This window comes from Pseudoalteromonas sp. R3 (assembly GCF_004014715.1).
Taxonomy (GTDB): Bacteria; Pseudomonadota; Gammaproteobacteria; order Enterobacterales; family Alteromonadaceae; genus Pseudoalteromonas.
The window spans coordinates 769,238-792,139 of record NZ_CP034834.1 but is presented as its reverse complement, the minus strand read 5'-3'; the positions used below and the strand labels follow the sequence as shown (position 1 = coordinate 792,139).

General features: G+C 47.6%; 25 protein-coding genes. 7 read left to right on the top strand and 18 right to left on the bottom strand.

The features are described from left to right. Window positions 1-192: 192 nt before the first annotated feature. A complete protein-coding gene (locus ELR70_RS02990; RefSeq protein WP_054016277.1) occupies window positions 193-2,367 on the top strand; it encodes a phosphatidylinositol-specific phospholipase C domain-containing protein in 2,175 nt (724 codons plus the stop codon). Window positions 2,368-2,491: 124 nt separating this feature from the next. On the opposite strand, the gene ELR70_RS02985 is transcribed toward ELR70_RS02990, so the two are convergent. From ELR70_RS02985 to ELR70_RS02970, 4 genes are all read right to left on the bottom strand, one after another. Further along, the gene (locus ELR70_RS02985) at window positions 2,492-2,809 is read right to left on the bottom strand and encodes a hypothetical protein (RefSeq protein ID WP_054016278.1); all 318 of its coding nucleotides are present in this window, start codon (window positions 2,807-2,809) and stop codon (window positions 2,492-2,494) included. Between the two features lie 161 nt (window positions 2,810-2,970). Further along, window positions 2,971-4,005, bottom strand: a complete 1,035-nt coding sequence (locus ELR70_RS02980; protein ID WP_054016279.1) for a kelch repeat-containing protein — start codon at window positions 4,003-4,005, stop codon at window positions 2,971-2,973. A gap of 215 nt (window positions 4,006-4,220) precedes the next feature. Continuing rightward, window positions 4,221-5,249, bottom strand: a complete 1,029-nt coding sequence (locus tag ELR70_RS02975) for a methionine synthase (RefSeq protein ID WP_054016413.1) — start codon at window positions 5,247-5,249, stop codon at window positions 4,221-4,223. Window positions 5,250-5,278: 29 nt separating this feature from the next. Next, window positions 5,279-6,253, bottom strand: a complete 975-nt coding sequence (locus tag ELR70_RS02970; protein WP_054016280.1) for a DUF1852 domain-containing protein — start codon at window positions 6,251-6,253, stop codon at window positions 5,279-5,281. A gap of 435 nt (window positions 6,254-6,688) precedes the next feature. On the opposite strand from ELR70_RS02970, the gene ELR70_RS02965 reads away from it, so the two are divergent. Next, window positions 6,689-7,498, top strand: a complete 810-nt coding sequence (locus tag ELR70_RS02965) for a sulfite exporter TauE/SafE family protein (protein WP_054016281.1) — start codon at window positions 6,689-6,691, stop codon at window positions 7,496-7,498. A 95-nt stretch (window positions 7,499-7,593) separates the two neighbouring features. Here ELR70_RS02965 and ELR70_RS02960 read toward each other — a convergent pair whose 3' ends face one another. The 5 genes from ELR70_RS02960 to ELR70_RS02940 all read right to left on the bottom strand — a co-directional run bounded on the left by ELR70_RS02960 (window position 7,594) and on the right by ELR70_RS02940 (window position 10,976). Continuing rightward, window positions 7,594-7,785 carry a hypothetical protein gene (locus tag ELR70_RS02960; RefSeq protein WP_054016282.1) on the bottom strand — a complete coding sequence of 64 codons (192 nt, stop codon included), beginning with the start codon at window positions 7,783-7,785 and terminating at the stop codon, window positions 7,594-7,596. Window positions 7,786-7,957: 172 nt separating this feature from the next. Beyond that, window positions 7,958-8,470: a hypothetical protein gene (locus ELR70_RS02955; RefSeq protein WP_054016283.1), complete on the bottom strand. Its 513-nt coding sequence runs from the start codon at window positions 8,468-8,470 to the stop codon at window positions 7,958-7,960. Between the two features lie 17 nt (window positions 8,471-8,487). After that, a complete protein-coding gene (locus ELR70_RS02950; RefSeq protein WP_054016284.1) occupies window positions 8,488-9,579 on the bottom strand; it encodes a YHYH protein in 1,092 nt (363 codons plus the stop codon). A gap of 147 nt (window positions 9,580-9,726) precedes the next feature. Further along, a complete protein-coding gene (locus ELR70_RS02945) occupies window positions 9,727-10,203 on the bottom strand; it encodes a GNAT family N-acetyltransferase (RefSeq protein WP_235577118.1) in 477 nt (158 codons plus the stop codon). A gap of 206 nt (window positions 10,204-10,409) precedes the next feature. Then, a complete protein-coding gene (locus ELR70_RS02940) occupies window positions 10,410-10,976 on the bottom strand; it encodes a helix-turn-helix domain-containing protein (RefSeq protein WP_054016285.1) in 567 nt (188 codons plus the stop codon). A 98-nt stretch (window positions 10,977-11,074) separates the two neighbouring features. On the opposite strand from ELR70_RS02940, the gene ELR70_RS02935 reads away from it, so the two are divergent. Continuing rightward, the gene (locus ELR70_RS02935) at window positions 11,075-11,608 is read left to right on the top strand and encodes a dihydrofolate reductase family protein (RefSeq protein WP_054016286.1); all 534 of its coding nucleotides are present in this window, start codon (window positions 11,075-11,077) and stop codon (window positions 11,606-11,608) included. A gap of 177 nt (window positions 11,609-11,785) precedes the next feature. Here ELR70_RS02935 and ELR70_RS02930 read toward each other — a convergent pair whose 3' ends face one another. The 3 genes from ELR70_RS02930 to ELR70_RS02920 are packed head-to-tail and all read right to left on the bottom strand — an operon-like array spanning window position 11,786 to window position 15,538. After that, window positions 11,786-12,292 (bottom strand): YfiR family protein, encoded by a 507-nt coding sequence (locus ELR70_RS02930; protein WP_054016287.1) that lies wholly within the window; start codon window positions 12,290-12,292, stop codon window positions 11,786-11,788. Next, window positions 12,285-14,264 carry a TonB-dependent receptor gene (locus ELR70_RS02925; protein WP_054016288.1) on the bottom strand — a complete coding sequence of 660 codons (1,980 nt, stop codon included), beginning with the start codon at window positions 14,262-14,264 and terminating at the stop codon, window positions 12,285-12,287. The genes ELR70_RS02930 and ELR70_RS02925 overlap by 8 nt, the downstream gene beginning before the upstream one ends. Beyond that, a complete protein-coding gene (locus tag ELR70_RS02920) occupies window positions 14,261-15,538 on the bottom strand; it encodes a sensor domain-containing diguanylate cyclase (protein WP_128064456.1) in 1,278 nt (425 codons plus the stop codon). The genes ELR70_RS02925 and ELR70_RS02920 overlap by 4 nt, the downstream gene beginning before the upstream one ends. 297 nt (window positions 15,539-15,835) lie before the next feature. Here ELR70_RS02920 and ELR70_RS02915 point away from each other — a divergent pair, with 297 nt between their 5' ends. Together ELR70_RS02915 and ELR70_RS02910 are read left to right on the top strand one after the other, a co-directional pair. Further along, window positions 15,836-16,219: a nuclear transport factor 2 family protein gene (locus ELR70_RS02915; RefSeq protein ID WP_054016290.1), complete on the top strand. Its 384-nt coding sequence runs from the start codon at window positions 15,836-15,838 to the stop codon at window positions 16,217-16,219. A gap of 47 nt (window positions 16,220-16,266) precedes the next feature. Continuing rightward, window positions 16,267-16,875 carry a LysE family translocator gene (locus ELR70_RS02910; protein WP_054016291.1) on the top strand — a complete coding sequence of 203 codons (609 nt, stop codon included), beginning with the start codon at window positions 16,267-16,269 and terminating at the stop codon, window positions 16,873-16,875. A 74-nt stretch (window positions 16,876-16,949) separates the two neighbouring features. Here ELR70_RS02910 and ELR70_RS02905 read toward each other — a convergent pair whose 3' ends face one another. The 4 genes from ELR70_RS02905 to ELR70_RS02890 all read right to left on the bottom strand — a co-directional run bounded on the left by ELR70_RS02905 (window position 16,950) and on the right by ELR70_RS02890 (window position 19,003). Beyond that, complete coding sequence (locus ELR70_RS02905; protein ID WP_054016292.1) at window positions 16,950-17,450, bottom strand: GNAT family N-acetyltransferase; 501 nt, start codon at window positions 17,448-17,450, stop codon at window positions 16,950-16,952. A 40-nt stretch (window positions 17,451-17,490) separates the two neighbouring features. Beyond that, the gene (locus ELR70_RS02900) at window positions 17,491-17,847 is read right to left on the bottom strand and encodes a cupin domain-containing protein (RefSeq protein ID WP_054016293.1); all 357 of its coding nucleotides are present in this window, start codon (window positions 17,845-17,847) and stop codon (window positions 17,491-17,493) included. Window positions 17,848-17,888: 41 nt separating this feature from the next. Then, on the bottom strand, window positions 17,889-18,515 hold the full coding sequence (locus tag ELR70_RS02895) for a LysE family translocator (RefSeq protein ID WP_054016294.1): 627 nt from the start codon (window positions 18,513-18,515) through the stop codon (window positions 17,889-17,891). A gap of 134 nt (window positions 18,516-18,649) precedes the next feature. Continuing rightward, window positions 18,650-19,003, bottom strand: a complete 354-nt coding sequence (locus ELR70_RS02890; protein ID WP_054016295.1) for a DUF5329 family protein — start codon at window positions 19,001-19,003, stop codon at window positions 18,650-18,652. A 141-nt stretch (window positions 19,004-19,144) separates the two neighbouring features. Between ELR70_RS02890 and ELR70_RS24735 the strand changes: the two genes are divergently transcribed. Further along, complete coding sequence (locus ELR70_RS24735) at window positions 19,145-19,315, top strand: hypothetical protein (RefSeq protein ID WP_164881421.1); 171 nt, start codon at window positions 19,145-19,147, stop codon at window positions 19,313-19,315. Between the two features lie 137 nt (window positions 19,316-19,452). After that, window positions 19,453-20,418, top strand: coding sequence for a hypothetical protein (locus ELR70_RS02885; protein WP_054016296.1), 966 nt, complete (start codon window positions 19,453-19,455; stop codon window positions 20,416-20,418). A gap of 93 nt (window positions 20,419-20,511) precedes the next feature. On the opposite strand, the gene ELR70_RS02880 is transcribed toward ELR70_RS02885, so the two are convergent. Beyond that, a complete protein-coding gene (locus tag ELR70_RS02880) occupies window positions 20,512-22,107 on the bottom strand; it encodes a PepSY-associated TM helix domain-containing protein (protein WP_235577119.1) in 1,596 nt (531 codons plus the stop codon). Window positions 22,108-22,354: 247 nt separating this feature from the next. Then, window positions 22,355-22,675, bottom strand: a complete 321-nt coding sequence (locus tag ELR70_RS02870; protein ID WP_054016299.1) for a hypothetical protein — start codon at window positions 22,673-22,675, stop codon at window positions 22,355-22,357. Window positions 22,676-22,902 lie beyond the last annotated feature (227 nt).

Here is a 22,902-nt window from a genome sequence, read left to right as displayed (position 1 = left end):
TGAGTGTAGAGTGAAGCGACACCTACCAACAAGCTAAAGGAATACTCAAACCAAGCGAAATTAGAGCTAAAACTCACATCTTCACACTTCTTGCACTTTTCGCGCCTATATTTGCCGCGGTTGCTCGTACAGGGGCGTAAACAGCACCCTGATTAAGGACCAGCTTCACACTAAAAGGAGAGGATTTTTACCATGAAACCAAGCAATACACTGGCGTTGCTGCTGGCAGGTGCAGTCGCGGCATCTGGCGCATCGTTTGCGGTACATGCCGCAATAGATACCGATGATGAGAAAGTGACACGACTGGACTTGCAAGGGCAGATAGATAACTTTGCGCCCTTTTCTAAAACCTTGTGGGCCGGGGCGCACAATGCCTATGCCTCACATGCCTGGAGTAAAGGCACTTATACCGATGTGAATCAGTACTATTCTCCCAAGAGCCTGCTTAAGCGCGGCATACGGGTGATGGAATTTGATATCTACCCGGAAGGCACCTTTGATTCTACCCCTATGCTGTGCCACAACTCGCTGGAAAATAAAGCCATTTGTTCAAGCTTTCATGCAAAGCTGTCGGAAGGGTTAGACGACATTAAAGACTTTCTGAAAGACAACCCGGACGAAGTGGTGTTACTGAAAATCGAATCGTACAAGCATAACGACCATAAAAACTGGCACAACAAAATTGGCGAGCGCCTGGAAAAGGACATAGGTGATTATTTGCTGATGCCCTCTGACTGGGGCTATGCCGATAAAAGCTGTGCGTCTTTACCGGTGTCGCACCTCACCAAACGCGACATTCTGGCGGCGGGTAAGCAGCTGGTAGCGGTGGTGCAAACCCCCAGAGATCACAGCAACCTGTGCTCCTATCACAGCAGCGGCAGTTACTCTAAATTCTGGAATACCGTGTTTATCGGCGTCGATGCCTTCGATGCCAGTGGCAATCTGCAAAGTAATCAACCATTTTGCCAGAACGGCAGCAATGAGTGTGTGAACGGCGATCAGACCGCACACTATCTTGCCAACAATATGACAGTGATCATTGATGGCGCGACGCAGCTTAATCCGGATGGTCCCAGTTCAAGTAAAACCGGCAGCAATGTGATCAGCAAGTGGGCCAACAAAGGCGCCCAAATTCTCGAGCTTGCGCTGGTCGAGGCCAATAACACCAGCGCTGCCAGCGGCTATGGTGCCAATGAAGTCCAGATTGAAGACTTTATCTGGTCGTGGAAATCGAACCGGCCCAATGGTTCAGGCGACTGTGCCAGCCTCGAAAGCGATGCTGCTATTGTCGACAAAGCCTGCTCTACCTATCAATACCACGCTTGTGTAGATGACAACCGTAACTGGAAGCTGACCACCAGCAAGGGCAGCTGGGAGATGGGGTTTGCGAATTGTCAGAGCCTGGGCGGCAGTTATACCTTTGCGATGCCATTCAATGCTTACGAGCATGTTCAGTTACAAAATACTATCGGCGACAGTTCAGAGCATCATTGGGTGAACTATTACAAGGCGTTCGATGATTTCTGGTTGTCTAACGCGGCTGAACATATCGACTGGCAGTACGTCAAAAACACTGCAGTGGGTTCGACCAATAAAGGCGATGGCTTTAACGATATTGCCTTGTTAAAACGTAAAGCCCTGGTGGGTGGCACCTTCAACCTCAGCTCAGTGCGGGTTCGCTCAAACAATCGGGTAGATGGTTTTCAAGCCTGTTACGAAACCAAACAGAGCCTGTCTCATGCCAGTGTTGGCACATCAGAAATGTGCGTAACCTACGGCGGCAACGGCGGTAGCTGGGGTGATAAACTGACCTTTGATAGCAGCAAGGGCGAGCACCTAAAAAGCCTGCAGATCTGTAAAGACGATGGCAAGTATGGTTATGATACGGTGTATTATCTGAAGCTGACGTCCAGCAATGGCAGTTCAATCAAAGGCGGTACTTCGTCTGGCAGTTGTACAACCTACTCGGCCAGCGCCAGCCAGCAACTGTTTGCCTTTCATGGCACCGATAATAAAGAACTTAACTCACTGGGCGTTTATCGCATCGCCAGTTCACAGGTTAACGGCGGGCTCTATGCCACCGGCTGGCTTGACCGCGATGATCCGGCCAGTGGCGATAATGAGTTATTCAGTTCCCATCAGTCAGTGGGTAACATCGCTGCCAGTTGCAGCACCAGCGATGTTGCAGGAGTGATTGCACGAGTCAAAGGCAACAAGCTGGACTCAAGCCTGACCGGCCAAAATCTGGTTAACAACAGCTCAGGCTTTGCCTGCTGGAACTCCAGCAATGGCGGAAGCAGCAGTTACACCACCTGTGAAGATTACGAAGTGAGATACTTTTTCACTAAGGCCAGTTGCTTGCCTTAACCATAACTGCACCCGGAAAGGTTGTGCGATAAGCTTGTTCATATGAGCAAATAACATAGGTAGCCATTGCATTACTAAAGAGATGCAGGCTACCTAATCCAAGGTGCCCCCGGCAATTCCTTTATCAATTTAACTCTACATGCGTTACTGTGCAGCTACCGCCAGGTGTGTCCTGAGAGTAAGCAACAACAGATAGTTTTCGTTCAGATACCTTAGCGGCCATCACAAGCGAATAGAAGTTTTCACATTCCTTTGAAGCGATTGGGCAATAGAGGTTACTCCACGCACAGTCTGTTGAAAATGGCTTATCAAAAGACATATAAAACACCTGGCCAGTATGGCTGCCCAGACGCTTGATATTCACTTGATGTTGCGTGAAGTGCTTAGTACTAGCTTGAGTGCTTATACACATAAAAGACAGAATAATTAAAAAGTATTTCATTAAGAACCCGTTAGCTGACGACTGTATTAAGAGACAGTCTGTAATAGTGCCTTTATTGTATACTAGTAATTATAATGAATAAAATACAATCAATTTTCTGCCTGACAAAGCTCGGTTCTTGATCAACAGCTCACTATTTTATAATTTGATGCCATTTTTAGTTAGGGATCAACACTCGATGTCAGCACTAGCGTCGATGACAAGGTTTCCTGCGGCCCTACTTTGGCAGCGCCGCCGATAATATGGAGCTGTTCGTTAAACGAGACTGAGCCGTGACCATGGCGCGGTTGAGGCAAATCGGGCAGTGTCTGCCACAGATCCGTTTGCGGATCGTATGCCCACACCTCATCGAGGGCTTTGCCTTCCTGCCAGTCTCCATCGGGGCCGAACACCTCGCCACCCGACACAATAATTTTGCCATCCAGCACACTGGCCGACAGCCCGGCCGATGCTACAGGTAAGGGGGCAATCGATGACCAGCTATCCGTTTTGGTGTTATAAACTTCGCCGTGACTGAGGTTAACGACCTCTTTGCCGCTGGTGCGTCCGCCAATCACGTAAATTTTATGACCAATCACCGCACTGGCGGCCGAATTGCGCGCCACACTTGCAGACTTAACCTTACGCCAGTAGGCGTTGTTAACCAGCACATAGTGTGCGTCGGTATCCATGTTTTTACCGCTGTCCCGGCTGGGCGTTTTACCACCGATCACATGAATGTTTTTGCCCATGCTGGCATATACTGACTCGGCAAGCGGTATGGGCAAAGACGGTGCGTTGCGCCAGGCCTGCATATTACCGTCGAGCCTGAATACCGAGCGCTGAATTTGCCAGGCGTTATCCTTAGCCCCCGTAAAACCACCAATGGCATACAGAAAATGCTGGTTAGCGACCATGCCCAGGTGATGACGGGCAGCGGGTAAAGCAGGGGCTTTGGTCCAGCGCGCGTGAGCCGGGTTTAGCAAAAACACGTCAGTGGTGGGACCTAAGTCAGAAAACGAGGGAAGATCGGAAGGCGTAAAACCGCCACCCACAAAAATGCGCTTGTTAAAAACAGCAGGATAAACCTCTTGCAATGCCACAGGTAAATCGGGACCCGCCACCCAGCTATAGGCCTGGCCCGGTGTGTTACTCTGGGTGGCCTGAAGTGAACCCGATAGCAGCAGACACAGGATACTTGCTGATAAACGACGCATTCTGACTCCTTAAAACTCTGTGATTAGGTTATACGTTGTTGTAATAGCACAAGATCAACTCATATGCCGTCATCTAACGTACAGTTACCGCAAAATATAACCAACATCAACAAAAAGCCGTCGTATGCCCTACACAATGAGATCTGACCCAGCTTTATGTTACAGAGATCAAAGAGTCAATTTATTTACCTGGATGTCTTGTGTCAGGTTTACACTTACTTAGCCAGCTCCTTGCGCACTATCTCAGCACCAGCACTGAGGGCATTTAATTTGCCCCGGGCCACTTCCCGTGCAAGCGGTGCCATACCACAGTTCGTGCAGGGGTAAAGCTTATCGGCATCTACATATCTGAGGGCTTCTCTGAGTGTTGCAGCGACTTCTTCCGGCGTTTCTATGGTATCCGTCGCTACATCAATGGCACCGACCATGACCTTTTTGCCTCGCACCAGGGATAATAGCTCAACGGGTACCCGTGAGTTATGGCACTCCAGCGAGATAATATCTATGTTCGACTTTTGCAGCTTAGGAAACACTTCCTCGTACTGACGCCACTCTGAGCCCAGTGTTTTTTTCCAGTCAGTGTTGGCTTTAATGCCGTAGCCATAGCAAATGTGTACAGCCGTTTCGCACTTCAAACCTTCAATGGCACGCTCCAGGCAGGCAATGCCCCAGTCATTCACTTCATCAAAGAACACATTGAATGCCGGTTCATCAAACTGAATAATGTCGACGCCGGCCGCTTCCAGCTCTTTGGCCTCCTGATTCAATACCTTAGCGAACTCCCAGGCCAGCTTTTCGCGGCTCTTATAATGGTCATCGTATAAGGTGTCTACCATGGTCATCGGGCCGGGCAGCGCCCACTTAATAGGTTGCCTGGTTTGTTGGCGCAAAAACTTAGCATCTTCAACAAATACCGGCTTCTGACGGCTGATGGGACCGACCACGGTTGGTACGCTGGCATCGTAGCGGTCACGAATTTTAACCGTTTTACGGTTTTCAAAATCCACGCCGTCAAGGTGTTCAATAAAGGTGGTCACAAAGTGCTGACGGGTTTGCTCGCCATCGCTGACAATATCAACCCCTGCCAGCTGCTGCTCCTGTAACGACACGCGCAGTGCATCTTGTTTGCCGTCAACGAGTGCCTGTCCTTCGAGCTTCCAGGGCGACCACAGTACCTCAGGTTGTGCCAGCCAGGCAGGTTTAGGCAAGCTGCCTGCTGTGGAGGTGGGTAAAAGTGTTTTCATAATTTCTGCCGCTTCTTTGTCGTTAACTATCAGGCGTAATTCGCCGACCACTGCTCAAGTACATTCTGGTAAGGTTTAATAAAGTGCTCATGGGCAAACTTACCCTGCTCCACCGCCAGCCTGCTGCGCTCCTCACGGTCGTACACAATTTGCGTCAGTGAGTGGTCCTGGTTTTTAAGGTTTGGCTGGTAGCGTCTGCCTGCCACTGCATTGGCGTTATAAATCTCCGGGCGGTAGATTTTCTGGAACGTCTCCATGGTGCTGATGGTGCTGATAAGCTCCAGGTTGGTGTAGTCATTCAGCAGGTCGCCAAAGAAATAAAACGCCAGCGGGGCAACACTGTTTGGCGGCATAAAGTAGCGCACCTGCAAACCCATTTTCTTAAAGTATTGCTCGGTCAGTGACGACTCATTTGGCTCATATTCAAAGCCCAATACCGGGTGTTGGTTTTCGGTTCTGACATAGGTTTTGCTGTCCGACACGCTCAGGCAGATCACCGGACGCTTTTTAAAGTTTTGCTGATAGGCACTGGAGTTCACAAAGTGCTTAAACAGCTTGCCGTGCAATTCTCCAAAGCCTTCGGGGATACTAAACTGCGGTTTACCTTTGTTGTGATCGAGCAGTACCACACTGAAATCGTAGTCGCGCACATAAGATGAAAAGTTGTTACCGACGATGCCTTCGGTGCGCTCACCGGTTTTGTGGTCAATAATGTTAGTTTTCAGCACTTCGATTGAAGGAAAAGCTTCGCCGCTACCCGCAATGTCGATGTCTACCGAGATGATCTCCAGCTCAATGGCATATCTGTCGCCATTTGGGTTGTCCCAGCTCGCCAGCGCATTAAAACGGTTATCGATCATCTTTAATGCATTACGCAGGTTCGCCTGACGACTTTCCCCTCTGGCCAGGTTGGCAAAGTTGGTTGTGATCCGTGTATTGTCCGACGGATGATAGTGCTCATCAAAAATGAGGCTTTTGACTGTAAAAGTAAACTCGTTGTTCATGGCGTTCTGGTATCCAATTTTCTTTATTTAACCCAAATGTACAGTGCTCTTCTTGGTGCAGCGTTTGCACTTAGCCATAATCAAGCAGGTCTGGCGTTGAGAGCAGTTACATTGTTACCCGGGTAAACACTTGAAGAAAAACGGTTTAATTTCACCTAAAACTTGAGCTGTGTTCATGCTTGTTACCAGGCCCCGCTTTTTTGCCGGCTAGCCACAAGAAAAAAGGCATAAAAACACCTAGAAATTTAAACATCCAGATGGCTAGATGTTCAAATTAAATTTCCTTCAACTAAAACGTGAGGAATATTCAAAGCTTATCTGAAAAGCTTGCGCCCGTATCTTGATATACTCCAGTGGAACGCGGCGAATCGATTGACTAACAGGCAATCCCCTCGTCGTCTGTCTAACCCCGAATAATAAGATGAGACAAACACAATGAGTGACTTGTTGTTATTGATACTATGCTGCGCCGTGCTGGGCAGTGGTGTGGGCTTTCTGGCCGGGCTCCTTGGCATTGGCGGCGGGCTGGTAATTGTTCCGGTGCTGAGCAGTATCTTGTTGTACTTTGCGGTGTTGCCTGCTGAGCAGGTGATTGTCGCCGCCATTGCCACGTCTTTGGCTTCTATTTTGTTTACTTCGACCTCCTCGGCCATCGCCCACCACAAAAATGGTAATGTGCCCTGGGAGCTGGCTCCCTGGATCATGACGGGGGTGGCACTGGGCGCGCTGATCAGCGGCTTTTTAGCGACCATGCTACCCGAGCAAATCGTACGCTGGGTATTTGCCATCAGCGTGGTTTTGATTGCACTGAAGATGTTTTTTGGCAATAACAAGCCCGCTGCTGATGAGCGCAGTATGCCCAATAAAGGGGTGTTAACGGGGTTTACAACCTTAACTGGCGGGCTCTCAGCCATGATTGGCATCGGCGGCGGCGCTCTGCTGGTGCCGCTGTTAACGTTTTTCTCCATTGATATGAAAAAAGCCATTGGCTGCGCCTCTGCCTGTGGCATCGTGATTGCCCTGTTTGGCTCAGTGGGTTATGTCACGTCGGGCAGTGCTCAATTTGCCTTAGCAGATGGGTTTGCCGGGTTTGTCTACCTGCCCGCACTGCTGGGAATTGTCTGTACGTCCTGGTTTACCGCCCCGCTGGGCGCTAAAGCGACCCACCATTTACCCGTACCAACCATCAAGAAAATTTTTGCGGGGTTACTGGTGCTGGTTGCGGCAAATATGACACTCGCTTAGGCTCTATCATAGGGGCCGGATTGAGCGCCCCGTTTTAACCACATTCGGTTCAGTACCAAAGAGTTGCGGCACTCAGCGCCGCAACTTAGGCAGGTTTAACACATGATTGTGGAATGGCAATTAAACTCTCCGGGGCGAGTGGTACACATTTTAATAATAGACGGGCAAATGGTTGTGCACCCGGTGTTTGTATACTCACCACCAGCAACATTGGGCGTTGCATCAGCAGCCAGTGTGGGGAGTTTACTTAAATTTTTGATCTGCTTTTTCTTAAATATCAGTTTCATAATCATTCCTTGTGTTGATAAATAAGTGTTGATAAATAAGTTTCAATAATTACCTTAACTTAATCCAGAATATTTGCAATAGAGGGACAAGTTTGCCGCTTCGTCCCCGTTTATAACTGACTATTAAGTGATATCCGTTCTGCTGCTTTCATCTCAGTCACCCCGCTGTCATTCAGAACACTTTTGCAGCCTGCTGCTTTGCGGTTAAGGTAAAACGCTGTGATAAACCAAGGCGTTTGTATTTGGCCCGTATAGCTAGTTGCTTGTCATTACCTTTGCCATAAAATCCGTTGTGAAATCGCAGCCCTTGCTTGTGATCAACGCCGACAAACTTGCCCATCACCACAATCTGCTCTACCTCGGTCTGGTCGCCGTGATGAGCGCTCTGCGGTGAGAGGATCAGCCCTTCAATCTTCTGTGTGGCCTCGCCCTGAGTCATAAAGACTTGCTGCTGAATTGCATTGAAGATATCCCTGTGCGCTCCTTTAAATTCATGAACTGACAAATGCCCATCGTTATCAGCATCCGCGTCTGGAAAACTCGACGGGTCGATGGCCACCACCAGGTAAGCACCCGACTCGTCAAAATTCAGGGTACCCTGCTCGGCCACCATTAAGTGAGCGCTGGCCGCTGCCGACGTGACCAAACAGGCGAGCATAGCGATACGTTTGATTAAATAAAACATGATTAAACCTCCTATGACTAAAGCTGGCCCTTCACACAACGCTGAAAATACGGATAGGTGTCGGTGGCATAATAATGGTAAATGCCTTGCGGAAACTCAGGGGTGACGCCATAACGGCCATTACATTCGTCCAGATCGCCACTGCCCGTCACATACTCCCAATCCTGCGCAAAGGTTCCGAGTGCATAAACAGACGTTGAGGGTCGGTTGCTGCTGACGTTCTCCACCAGCTGGTAACTCCCCGTCATCACCTTTAATGACGATGTTGAATCTTGTGCATCGCTGTAACCATATCGGGCGTAAATTGGGAAGCCATCCGCGGCCCAGCCAATCAGAGTCATGCTGGTTTCAGAACCACCACGCAGGGCAATAAAGCCTTCCGGCATGCCGTGGTAATGATAAGCACCATTGGGCTGTACATGGGCATTGTTGTCATCGGTGCCAAAGTCAAAGCTGGTCTGGCCAAGCGCTTCGATATGCCAGTTGCCGGTGTTACCAACCAAACTACAGCTGTTGCCGGAATCATCGCACGAGCCTGCGGTATTGGCGTCTATTTTAACGCCGTTCAATACATACCCCGTTGCGCCTCTTGGCCCGCCGAGCGTTGAAACCGTATCCGTTTGTTCGGGCGTTAGGGTGTAACTGACAGAAACTGCGGTTTCGCTGATGGTGTTCGGGTTTCCCGGATTAGGAAAAGTACCCGTTTCATGGTCTGGAATGCCGTTGGCTGTGAGTTGCCGGGCGCTTCCGGTACAGCTCCAGTCGGCATTGCTGGTCATTTGTACCGAGGCGGAATCATTGAACTCGCTGTAGAAGTAATCACACAGCACGCCGTCGGTCGAGCCGGATGTCACTGCGGTACCATTGTCGGTATCAAGTCCTGTTCCCGAATCCTGAGAGCCAGAATCATCAGTTTCGGACCCATTGCCGGAATCCTCGGTAACCGAGTTGTCAACCTGCGTTGCAGAACCTGAACTCGCGCTACTGACATCTGTGGTTACAGAGTCACTCTGAGTACTACCCTCACCACCCGATCCGGACCCACATGCCGACAATAAAAACATCGATACCCACAGCGCCAAAACAGACTTTTTATGTATTGTAACCATATCTGATACTCCCACAGTGATAACCACTTGGTAGCCTGCTGGCTACCTCTGGTTTTCACTATATGAGTGGATTGTGCAAACACGGCGCAAAAAAAGTGCAAATACTGTGCAAGTAGTCAGAGGTTAAACTATTCGCCGACAATAAGGCTAATCATTCAGGCTTTGGAGCGACTTTTCCATAAATAGCAAGGGCTGCCCATTGTGCTCAGCCTGTTTAAACTGCTTGTAGCCAAGCTTCTGATAGATATGAATACCACGGGTATTTTCGGCAAATACATCAAGCCAGATACGCTTGCACCCCAACTCGTCGACACAATATTGTTCCATCTTGCTGATTGCGTGCTGACCAATACCGCGGCCTTTAGCACTGACCACAATTCTGCGAAATTCCACACAGGTTTCACCATCGCGTGCCAGAATAATAAAACCGTTCAGCGACTGATTGTCATAGATAGACAAGTACACTGTATGCGGCTGTGCCATGGCTATGCGGTGCTGCTGTGCACTATTCGGGAGAATAAAGCCGGATGTATCTGCAGCCTGTTCCATTTCAACAAACCGTTCTACGTCTGTTAATTTTGATTTTTCTAACTCTATCATGCCTGGGTCAGTAACCGGCTCCATACTCAACTTCCTGGATCTGATATTCTTTGGTTGCAAAGTCAAAGAATAAACAATAATGGACCTTACGAAAAGCAGACCGTCATTTAATGACTCCGCATTTGCCGGGCACCTGCTAGCCATTGAAAGTAAGCGCTGTCAGATTTATTCAGGTGTGGATAGCTTTAGAACCTGAGCTGACACACTTAACCAGACAACTACTGTAAGCCCTAAGTTTGTGATGACTCCAAAGAGCGACAAACAAGCGCCAGAGGGCCGTCCATCAAGCTGGGCTTAAACAGCGCCTTATCGTGGCAGCAGCTGGCAGACAAAGCGAAGCCATGTAAGTAATCAGCCAGTAAATCAAGACCGTCTTTTTCTGTTTTCTCGTGTAAGCCCAAAGGACCGACAATCGCTTGAAAGCGCTGGGTAAATACCTGAGCAGGACCATATGATTTCATGCTCAGTATGGTTTGTAATAATCCATTGTACTCGCTCAGCAGCTCAATATAACTGATACATAAACGCTTTAACTCAGCTTGCCAATCAGGATTTGGGCTGGGCTGATAAATTTGAGCAACAAGCGATGTGGTCAGTGCTTCCAGGAGTACATTCTTATTCTTAAAGTAATGATAGATAGCCATAGGGTCCACTGCCAAGTGCGTTGCTATGGCACGGACACTTGGCACTTTGCCATCTCTTTTCATTAAGTGTCTGGCCGTATCCAGGATACTTTCAGCACTTAAAAGCGACTGCCTTCGAGCCGGTCGTCCGCGCTTCTTTTCATTGACGGCCATCTGCTTTTCCCGATAAACTAATTATATTCTACAGTGTAGAATAAATTCTAAGTGATTTATTACCTAAACTCAACCACAGCGAGTGTGAGGAGAAACTTATGCAAAACATCGTTTTTATAGCGGCGAGCCTGGATGGCTTTATCGCAGATAAACAAGGTAAACTCGACTGGCTGAACTCTGTACCAAATCCGGATAATATTGACACTGGTTTCAATGCCTTAATGGAACGAATTGACGCCATAGTGATGGGGCGCAATACCTTCGATATGGTTATGAGCTTTGATTGCGACTGGCCTTATGTTAAGCCTGTATTCGTCGTCAGCAACACGATGACAAAAGTACCACAAGGCTTTGAAGACAAAGTATTCCTGGCCAAAGGCGACCCTAAAGAGATTGTTAAGAGCCTAAATGCCGAGGGGTTCAACAAGCTATATATCGACGGTGGCGTGACAATTCAAAGCTTCCTGCAAGACGATTTGATTGATGAAATGGTTATCACCCGTTTTCCTGTACTGCTTGGCGGGGGCTCTCCTTTGTTCGGCGAACTCACTCAGCCATTGCAATTTAAAGTTACCAGGAGTGAAATAGTGCTGAAAGACTTAGTTCAAACCACTTACGTACGACACGCATAATCGTTACTTATATCTGTACTGCCCATGGAATAGTGCGCCTCACCGGTTCATTACCTCAGAGCAGCGCAGCCTTTTCCAGGCTGGGTGGCGACCAGGAAATCCCGGCGCTTGTATCTGATAAAGCCGGGCAATATACAAACAAAAGATGGCAGCCACAGGCTTTGAGGGCTTGCTTTTTTACCGTACCTCAGTGGCCAGTTTAAGTAAATGGGCGCTGAAGTTCAGGCCGCGGCGTTTTGCATCAGTCAGGTTAACCCGAAAACTGAGGTTATTGGCATCGGCTATCAGACCTATCATAGCGCCCTGACGAAACCCCTCACTGGTATCCGAAACGACCAGTACAGGAGATTGCTCCAGATCTTCGAGCCAGTATTGAGTTTGTTGCCGGTTTTGCTGGCTCAGAAACAGAATATCGCAACGCGATATTTGTTCGTTGTTTGGTAATTCCAGGACTTCGGTGTCATCTTCCATGCCCTGCGAGTGCAGTAGTGAAGTAACCGCCTGATACAAGCCCGGGTTGCCAACAACACAAAAGCGCAATTTGTCGGGCGGCGGCGGAGGCCACTTGCTGAACTGACTGAAGCGATACAAAAACGCAGCTTTGAGCTCATTCTCGCTCAAGCTTTGTGTTTTTCCCTCGCAAACCATGAATAATAAACACACCGCAACCAGTTGTTTAATCATTATTCCAGCTCCAGTTAACCGACAAGTGTACTTGCCGACGGCGCTGCAAATAAGGCGTAAAACCATCATCGGTGATCTCAAGTATGTCTTTATCTGTGATATTTCTGACTCCCAAAGCAACAAACAGATCCGGGCTATTTTGCCAGTTTAAGCTGACGTCATGGCTGACATACCCAGGTAAATGGCTATCAAAGGTTCTCCTTTTACTGACTCCGTAAGAGTTCAGGCTCAGTGTAAAACCAGAGTTACCAAGGGGCATGCTAAAACGCATCTTGCCAATAAATTCAGGTGAGTTCGCTATGCCAAACCCACCTCTCAATCTGGAGCGTTGGACGGCCAAATTGGCAATCAAAGACATCCCCCTCGCCCAGCGTTTATCCACCCCAAATTCGACCCCATGGCTCCTGATAGGCGGCGGATTAAAGTAAATTGGCCGAAAGAAGTCCTGATGGATCAGGTTATTTATATCGGCGTAATAAAAAGTCGCAAAAGACGACAACGAGTCACTCCAGCGCTGCACAAGACTCAGCTCGTTGTAATCTATCGTTTCGTTTTCCGGGTTTGGTTCACTGAACACGCTGTTGGCGTTACGTTCCAGAAAGTTTGCCACTCTGAACGCACGGCTGTGGCGCAGTAACAGATGGTGACCTTCTAAAAAACTATATTTAAGGGTAAGACTGGGCGACCATCTGGCGGGGCTAAAATCAGAGTCATCGTGTCTTAAGGCCCATTGGAGCTTAAACCTGGGATTAATTCGCCACAGATCCTGAAAATACAGGCCGTAACGATTTTCGTTACTTTTTTGTTCAAAGTTAAATTGGGACGGCAGACTGGACCGTGAACTAAACTCCTGTCGGTGATCCTTCTGAAAGTCTATTCCCACCATAAACTCATGGTTCTCAACACCTAAAAAGACCAGCTGCCCGTCCAGGTTACTCCAGCGGCCGGAATTCATGGGTCTGACAAACTCTACTTCACCGCTTTGCAGTGTCAATGGCACGCTGCGTATCAGGTCATTGCCATGCGTGGAAATATGAAAATAGGCTTCCATATCATCTGAAACTTTGTCGTCATAGGTTAGAGCCAGAAAATAAGCTTCGTTATCAAGCGTTTCAAGTTCAGGCGCTGTCGGCTCTGCACCGCCGCTAAACAACACACTAAAGCCATCGGGGAAACTGCGCTGACGCCTGGAAGCCGCAGCCTGCAACTGTAAACTACCCGTTTGATGGCTGAGCATAATTCTGCTGCTGCTCTCCTTGTTCAGATCCTGCCACCTCAGCAACTCTGCTGGTGCGCCGGGCACAGGAAAGTCCTTAGATCTTAACCTGGAACCACTGAGAGACAACCAGCTGTCGGCACCTGACTCAGAGCGCCCCCCGACGGTTACTCGTCCGTGCAGGGTATCATCATTGGTCACCGAAAAGGCGGTATTCAGACCACGTAACTTGCTACTGGTTTTAGTGACTATGTTTATCACACCCAAAAGCGCATTGTTCCCATACAAAGCAGCAGACGCACCCGGGCTGTATTCAACCCGTTCAATTAACCCCACATCGACAAAGTTTTCGTAGCCCAACAGCCCTGCATCCAACAGGTTTTCGTTCATTCTGGTGCCATCAAGCAAAAACAAAAAACGCGAATTAAAATCGCCGGGCCGACCTATACCTCGCGCACCAAGATAAATAAACGAGCTGTTATCTCGTGTGGTGATCCCCACAAACATAGTTAGTATGTCGGCAAGTGATTGTAGATTAAATTGTCTGATGTCTTTGTCCGTGATCACATGGGTGACGGCCATGCTATCGCTGCTTGAACGTTCGATTCGGGAACCGGCAGATATTTGTGTATTACTGGGCAATTGATTGAGCTGCTGACTGAGCAAGTCTTCAAGGTCCGGGAGTGGGTCATTGTTTGCCAGTACACTGAGCGACAACAACCCCATGAGACCGGCCATAAGATAACGCTGATTCATACTGATGCCTGTTTGCTAAAGACCTTAAAGTTGTTCTTACCCGCACGTTTTGCCGCGTACATGGCATCGTCGGCGCAATTTAACAAGTCCATAGGCGCGCTGGCATCCAATGGGGTATAGGCAAGGCCAATACTGATACCAATCGGCATCACGGTATCCTTTATGACTATAGGGCGGTTAATAATGGTGACTATTCTTGCTGCCAGCTTTTCAGCATTTTCTGTCGACTCTATACTTGGCAGAAGTAATGCAAATTCATCCCCCCCCAATCGACATAGCAAATCATCACTGCGGATCATGGCACTGATCCGATTGCCAACTTCAATAAGCGTCTCGTCGCCGGCATCATGGCCATAGTTGTCATTGACGAATTTAAAGTTGTCTAAATCAATGAACATAAGGCAACTGAGCGGTCTTGGCATGCATGCTTCGCAGGTGATTTCTTTGAGCATTTGATTTAACGCAACCCGATTAGGGAGGTTAGTGAGCGGGTCGGTTCGTACCATTTGTTTGAGCTGCTGACCCTGCGCCTGCTCCTGCTCTAGCTGCTGGCGCAACTCCGCCTGAGAAATATCGACACGTTTAAGCAACTCATTAAAACTGCGGGTCAGAATACCTATTTCATCGTCCCGGATCACGTTTGCCCGCAACTGAAAATTATGTTCGCTGGATACCCGCTGAGCCAGCTCTGACAGTGCTATCAGAGGTGTCAGGGCTTTACGCTGTACACGCGACAGCAAAAAAGCCGACACCGTAAACAAGGCGGCAATCAGTAACGCTAACATCAGCACCAGATGCAAATACCAGTACATCATGCTGGTTAAATCGATCACCATAATGAGGTCACCCTCGATTTTGCCTTTGATAGCAACCGGGTAATATAAGCGCATTCGTACGCCCTCGTACTCGCGCTGAGGCTCAGATCCTATTTTTTGGTATAGTGCAGAGGAAGGCACAAAACTGGGCTCTGCATATTCACTGAATACTTCGCCTGAAGTTTTACGCAAAGACACAAACAGCACGTCCTTTTTGATGCCAACCAGAGTGAGCTCTTTGGTTGCCGTATCTACATCATTGAATACCAGCATAGGCACCACATTATGCGCTAATTGAGCGAGATTAATCTCAGCGGTTTCGGCTTGGCGGTCACGAACAACAAACCACAACAAAATAGAGGTCAGCGAGAACACCAACAGCATGCTACTTGCCATCACCGACAAATTTAGCTGAGTGAGTCTCTTTACCAGAGACATAGATGGTAGCGGCTCGCTCAAGTGCCCCCCAATAAACCAGATGACTGTATTGTCTTAATAAATATAGAAGAGAGCTGTATAAAAAACAGTAAGTGGCAGCTAATTCACGAAGTTTATTAGGTTTATTGCAATACAAAAGCGTTTGCTGAGCCGTTCAGTTGCTTCACAAAAGGGCATGCAGCTACGCTTTGCTGATAACGCATGTTTTAGCGGTGTTTGCCGTTAAGCCACTTGCCAAACAATGCGCCAGTCGATTTAATGACCTTAGCTCTGCGCAAAGTCAGGGCGATACACATGTTTTAAATAAGGAGAATTTACATGTCAGAGCATAATCATATTGACCTGGTCGAGGCTTATATTCACGCCTACAACACCTTTGACATTAACGCTATGCTAGCGTTGTTGGATGAACATATTGTTTTTGAAAATGAATCAAATGGAGAAGTCACAGCAAGCGCGCATGGTAAAGCCGCATTCGAACAACTCGCAGTAAAAGGCGCCGCATTATTCACGACCCGCCAACAGACGATTACCGAGCTGGCTCTGGAGGAGTATGCGGTTACAGCCTACATTCAATATCAGGCAACCCTGGCAGCCGACCTGCCAAATGGCTTGAGCGCAGGAGATACACTAAAGCTTAAGGGCGAAACCCAATTTCGATTTCACAATAACAAAATCACTTATATTAAAGACGTGAGCTGAGATATGCTTAGTCTGGATATTTAACTTAGCTGAAAAGGATCGAGTGCATGACCTTTGAACATTACCTCGCGTTGTTTATCGCGATGTTTCTAGTTGCCGTCATACCCGGCCCCGCCGTCTTAGCGATTACTTCAGCCTCCGTTGCTAGTGGCTATAAGCGAGGTATTAGTATGACCCTGGGCTTATTGCTGGCCGACTACGTGTTCATTCTGCTCGCAATTTCGGGGTTGGCTGTCGTTGCCGAAGTGTTAGGTGGCGCCTTTGTCATTATCAAATATCTCTGTGCGGCTTATTTGATCTGGATGGGGGTTTCACTGCTACTGTCCAAACCCGATACAACGGCAAAAGACACAGCAACACCCAGCACACACTCGGCCATACTCAGCGGCTTTTTGCTCACGCTGAGTAACCCTAAAGCCATTGTTTTTTATGTTGCCTTGTTTCCCACCTTTGTGGCCATAGAAAGTATGACCTATATGGACATTTTAGGGATCATGGCATGTGCTACGCTGGCATTTGGCTCAGTTAACCTGGGCTATGTTTATTTGGGCAGTCAGGCCAGAAAGCTGATATCAACGCCAAAACGGCTTACCGTGCTCAACCGGTGTGCCGGTTCAGTGCTGGCAGCATCTGGCGTGACGGTAGCATTGCGCTGACCGGCTTAATGAAGACCACACTGGCATTTGTGTGGTCTTTACCTGACTACGTTGAGTTTTCGTTAAGCTTGTTGTTATAACGCTTTTGAAAGGATACAGCTCTTTTGTGACCCGGCACTGCGTTTGTCAGGGTCAAAAAACGTATCAACAATATGGAACCCTGCTTTTCGCATCATACCCGCAGAAGCCAGATTCTCTTCATGGCGCTCTATTAAGACCACTTCACTACCCGCCTGCTTTGCCTGTGCGATACAAGCTTGCAGCAAGGTAGTGGCAACCCCTTTACCGCTGTGCTGACTTGCAACCACCACATCACCAATAAAATGCATCGCTCTGTGGCTGGTATATTTGTCCAGATAGTCCGGGCTGTGAGCGCCGTCAATCAGCACCGCAAAGCCGACTATTTCATCATCCTGTACCGCCACCATAGCACTTGCTGCGCCGCGCTCGAGCAGCTCAAATTCGGCATTAACGCCAGCTTCGGTGAGGTAGTTCCATTCATTCTGGCCGTGTTGCCACAATAGCTTTTTTAAGTTATCAGCCTCTGTCGCTAATGCGAGTCGATAGGTAACCATTTGGGTAATCCTTACGTTATTATTGTACTTATAAATTAATTCAATCGCGTGTTGGAGCAAGTTCAACCCGATCACCATGACTGGGCGGCGTTGATGTGACGATAAATATGAGGTCTTCATGGTGTGTATTACTTAGCTGATGAGCAATACTGGCAGGCACATGCAACCCCTGTTGTGGCTGCAATGTATGAACAGTACCATCCACTTCCAGCGTAGCGACGCCACTTAACACAAAGAAAAACTGCTCTGCATGACTGTGATAATGTCGGCGTTCTGCCCCACCAGGCGGTACACGTTCCTGTATCACACTGAGTGCCGTCGACTTGACCAGGTGCCAGCCATCGCATTGCGCCCCCCACAAATAGTGTTCTGCGTTGTTTTTTGAAACCGGGGTCATAATTACTCCTGTGTAAATGCCCTTTACAGTGCTTTGTATCTCTATGAAGTTACCAACCCTGACAGCTGTTCCACAATCTCTTTTAACACCGGCAAGATGGATATGACTAATAGAGCAGCCATGGTCAGGTTGAAACGTTTTCGACTGGCAGCACTGTTAAGCCAATTCTTAAGCATAGAGCCAAACAACAACCAGACACCAACACAAGGGAAAGAGACCAGCAGAAAGGTCGTAGCAATCAACACGGTCTGACTATCAACGCCAGCTCCAAGCGTTGTAAATGCTGCAACTGCGCCGGTAGCGACCACCCAGGCTTTGCCATTGATCCATTGGAACAAGGCGCCTTTTAGAAATGACAGGGGTTTGCTTTGACTTTCGGCGCCCTGAGTATCTGCAGAGCGAGCGATCAACAAAGCAAGGTAAAGCAGATACATTACACCAGCACATTTGATGATCATATGCAGCGCAGGAAACCACTCAAAAAGCCGCGAAAAACCCAGGCCAACCAGCAGTAGCATAAAGGCAAAGCCTATACAAATACCACTGAGCAGCGGCAAACTTCTTTGAATCCCGAAGTTTACCCCTGACGTCATCACCATAATATTATTGGGTCCAGGTGTCACTGAGGATGATATGGCAAAGAGTACAACAGCATAGAGGTAATCCATTTAGCGTCATTCCGTGTTTTGTTGTTTAGTCCTCTTTTACAGAACATTTAGCGATCGCACAAGTACCACCAACGGGTATCTATTCTTTCGCCCAAGCCTTGTTTACAAGCCCATATAACTCGTGCAGCAGGCGCTTACTTTTGTGCACTGCGATTTGTCGACAAGCGATACGTGGACAGTTCATCCAATAACCAGTCTTTACTTGTTAAAGGCGGCTGCCCGTCACAATGCACCTGATAGTGCTTGCCCGACAACTTGCTTTTGGTTGCAGCATACTGAATGAATTCTTCTGCTGACCCTATATCATCAGAGAAATACTCGTATTTTTTCTGTATGTGTTCAACAGCTTCTGCACCGGTGTGCAGCGTACCATTACGTTCATACCGGCATTGGGTCTTTGCGACATACATCAGAAGATGGTTGATTTCACTTATCGAAGAGCTTTCAGCAGTTAATAGTACCGTACCAAACAAAAATACACTCAACATAGCAGTTTCCAATTATAAAAAGGTATGGGCTGTTTGACGCACCCTCAGGGCGATTAGTTTAAATTCATCATCATTTTTTTACTTTCACTATATTGTACTTACACAGTAAACCAGCCTCACAGAGGCCGGTCGTCGTTCTCTTTGTTAACATACCCAGCTTCATTACTGAGTCAGCACGACAATAAACAGATTGAATTTTTACCCATTAAGCAAGCATTACCCAGTGTTGACTACTACCTTTATTGCCGTGACTTAGAGCGACATCCGGGGCTCAGAGCACTGCTGCGCTTACTCAAAGAAGAATTAGACTGAACAACCACTCCGATGCCTTTACTTTAAAAAGATGGACAAGAACTCATTTAATTAAAAATTAATATTTATTCCTTTGACGTTTATAAACATAAGTAGATAAATTGTTACGCAAAACTAAAATACAAAGGAAATGAAAGATGAGTACAAAAGTAAAAGCACTGACACTGGCAGCCGTTTTAGGCACTAGTTTTTTGCCTGGTATGGCTTCAGCCGCAATCAACAATAATATTGGTGAGTGTGATTTCTACAGTTTATTTGAGCAACACCATCGGGACGATTATGTTACCCGGGTTACCGCGTCTGTCTCTTACAAAGGCTATCAGGGCTGTGCACTGGACAGAAACAATCACGTAAAATCAGTACTGACAAAGACCTCTTATCGCAGGCAAGCACTCGAAACGGATATCCGCCAGAAGGTGTATCAGAGTATCGACGCTAACCTCAATGGCAGCTTTGACCTGGACTACGTAAACACCAATCTCAACGGGCCTTTGGTATTTGAGTTACGTGAATCTGGCAGCCGTATTTTAGCTAAGGCAGGTGGCATAGGTATTAGCTCTACGGCAAAAATTACGTTAAAAAACACTCCATCCTTTATTTTCAAGGCCTATGGCAAAATCAATTCTCCTGAAATCTGGGCAACAGCAGACTACAACCCTTATAGTGGTGAAGTTAGCAACATCAGAGTTAACCCGGTGAACCTGAATATTGATTTTGAAACCCGCTTTTTAGGGATCAGCATTCCAGGCTTGTCGAACCTGATAGATAACTTCGTTGAGTCAAAGCTATCTAGCATGGTTTATGGTGCCATTAACAGTGATAAACTAACTGGCTCTCGGACTATTTTCTCTCTGGATAAAGCGATCCCGAGCGGTGAGTTTTTCTATGGCGGTGAAGATTTAGGCGTAAAGGCAAAAGATGCGATTCGACACATCATCAGTGGGCAGTCAGTCCGTATTTCAGTCTCTGGTAATTCACTGGGCTACACCACACATTCGGCTTCTTTAAACGTTAAGCTCTCTGACACGCTGGAAATACAATTAGACAGTCAACGCAGAAAGAACCCGCTAGGTCCTGATACCTGCCCTGTTAGCTGTCTCTAAATAAAGCTGCGTACGATGTCTTGTGATGATGACGACAGCAAGGCTACCTTTTAGGCACAAAAAAGGCGCTGTGACAGCGCCTTTCTTTGTGAGTTATGCCTGGGAGGCGATGGGCTCCACGTCTGTGGGTGCCACCTGTTTCTCGCCTGCATAAACCCGTTTCATAGCCCCAACACAGATTGCAGACAATAACAGTAAGATAGCATCTACCAGTAAAACGTCGCGTAACACACTCCCTTCAAGCTGGCTGGAAACACCATACATCAAGGTCCAGTCTGCAACTGCGACCAGAGCAAACAATGCAGCACATATACCGAGTAGCCCTTTACAGAATAACTTTTGATTGGCAAACAGTTGAGCGATGACGATGCTGGCGATCCACACGGCGTAAAAGCTGCGTTCAATTAAGTCCGCTCTGCCAAGCTGCTCTACAGGTAATACTCTCGCCAAAACAAAGCCTACTGCCGTCGCCAAAACAACCCCGATAAAACCACCAGAGGTTAGACGTCTGACAAAGTTCAGACTACGTGCACTTTGCTTACGTTGCTTGGCACGCTTGTCGATCCACATTAAATTACCTGTGATAATCAAATACGCTGTTGCCAGGCCAAACAAGAAAAAGGCCATACGCATGCCATAGCCGGCAAAATCACCAAAATGCAAACTCGCAATGGTTGATAAGCCACCACGTACTGCATTGTCGTAATTGTCCATCGTCAGGTAAATTTGCTCCTGACTACTCATCAGATAGCGCACTTCGCGCCAAAGAGAAAAGTCGTCATTGCTGGTTGCCGCAAATACCAAAATGGCACTCTCATCACCATAGTGCTCTATGCTTATGCGCTCTAGTGTTACATCGCCCATAGTGGCCATCGCGCGCCGGTACATATCGTCTACGCCTGTCATGGCCATGCGCTTATCTACTTCTTCCAGGTGAGGCTGGTCGAATCCGGCGGCATCAAGTAAAGCATCCTGATTACCCTGATACAAAATCACGGCATAAGAGATCTGATAAATAATCACCAGGTTGAATACCAAACCAGTAAAGGCGTACATAATATGCATCGGCAAACCCATAGTGCCAATGAGGTTGTGCGCATCCAGCCATTTGTCTTTTTTGCCGTCTTTACGGTATTGAAAGAACTTACTGAACAACTTCCGCCAATGAATCACAATACCGCTGAGTATCGCGACAAAGAAAAACAAGGTCACTAAGCCCACAAAGTACAAACCCGGGCGGTCCAGCCCAAGGTTGTAATGAAGCAAATAGACGAACTCGGCGTAGTTATATTCATGACTGTCCCCGACCAGCTCTCCCGAGGTTGCGTCAAACAACAACGTGTGATGTTCATGATCTTCGCCGGTCACTGGATCCGGCTGTGCTAACTCGCTTTCAAAACCAATTTCGATATAAGGATTGTGTTCGTCCGGGGGAAAGATGAAAAAGCCGCCATGCATTTCCACTTGGTATTGCTCTTCGATGGTTGCCAACGCTTTGTCGAACGCTGGCGTGCCTGTTGCGGCCTTGACATCGATCAACAAAGGGGTGCGTTCCCAGCTGGTGATATTGGCCTTAAACAACGAGATTGCGCCTGCAAAAAAGATCACAAACAGGACAGTGGAAATGATAAGCCCAACCCAGGCATGTGCATTCGTGAGTGATTTTAACGTCTGATTATTCATCGTCATTGCCTACCTTAGCATCATCAGAGTTGTATTAAGTATGACGGACGGCACAAACATAAGCATGAGCGCCTTAAAAGATTTCCACGCTGATGGATAAGCATATGCCCATACGATGCAGCCCGCCCAAATGGGAAATGCCAAAATCAAACCAATCAGCAGCCTGGTTCCTTCAGCAAAAGGAAGCAATAAGTTTAAGTTCAGTACCAAAGAGACTGACAAAAATAAACCGATGAACAATCCAATTAATGTTCTAGGCCACATAACTTGCCCCTCCGAAAAGTAAACTCACCAGGCACAACGCCGCGGTTATTGAGAAGGTGCGTGCTTTCGAGTAACCCGAGCTGATGGTAACCGTAAACAAACTCAGCATAAACACCACCAAAGCCGCCAGCATTGACGATACCCAGGGGTAATCAAAACTGAATGTTACGATCCCGAGAATAAACAAAGAGAGCGCACTAAACCCAGCCAACGGCTTGGGCCATGCTCTGGAAATCAGGGTTTGCCGTTCACTGCCGAGATATAAACTCAGTGCAGACAGCCATAGAGGAATAATTTCAATAAAACTCATATTTATACTAATCGTTATCATTTGCAATTATGGTACGGTTTTACACCCAGACATTCAACTACAAAGCACAAAATATAGTCGCTGATGAGCTGCGTATTGCACTGCAGACCATTTGTTATGAATGCCTCAACGCCCGATTTTCAGGTTCATTAAAGTTTTGTTTCTTTGAACAATTTCCCCTTGCAACCCGAAAAGCATTGGGATTAGATAAGCAATAGCACTATCAA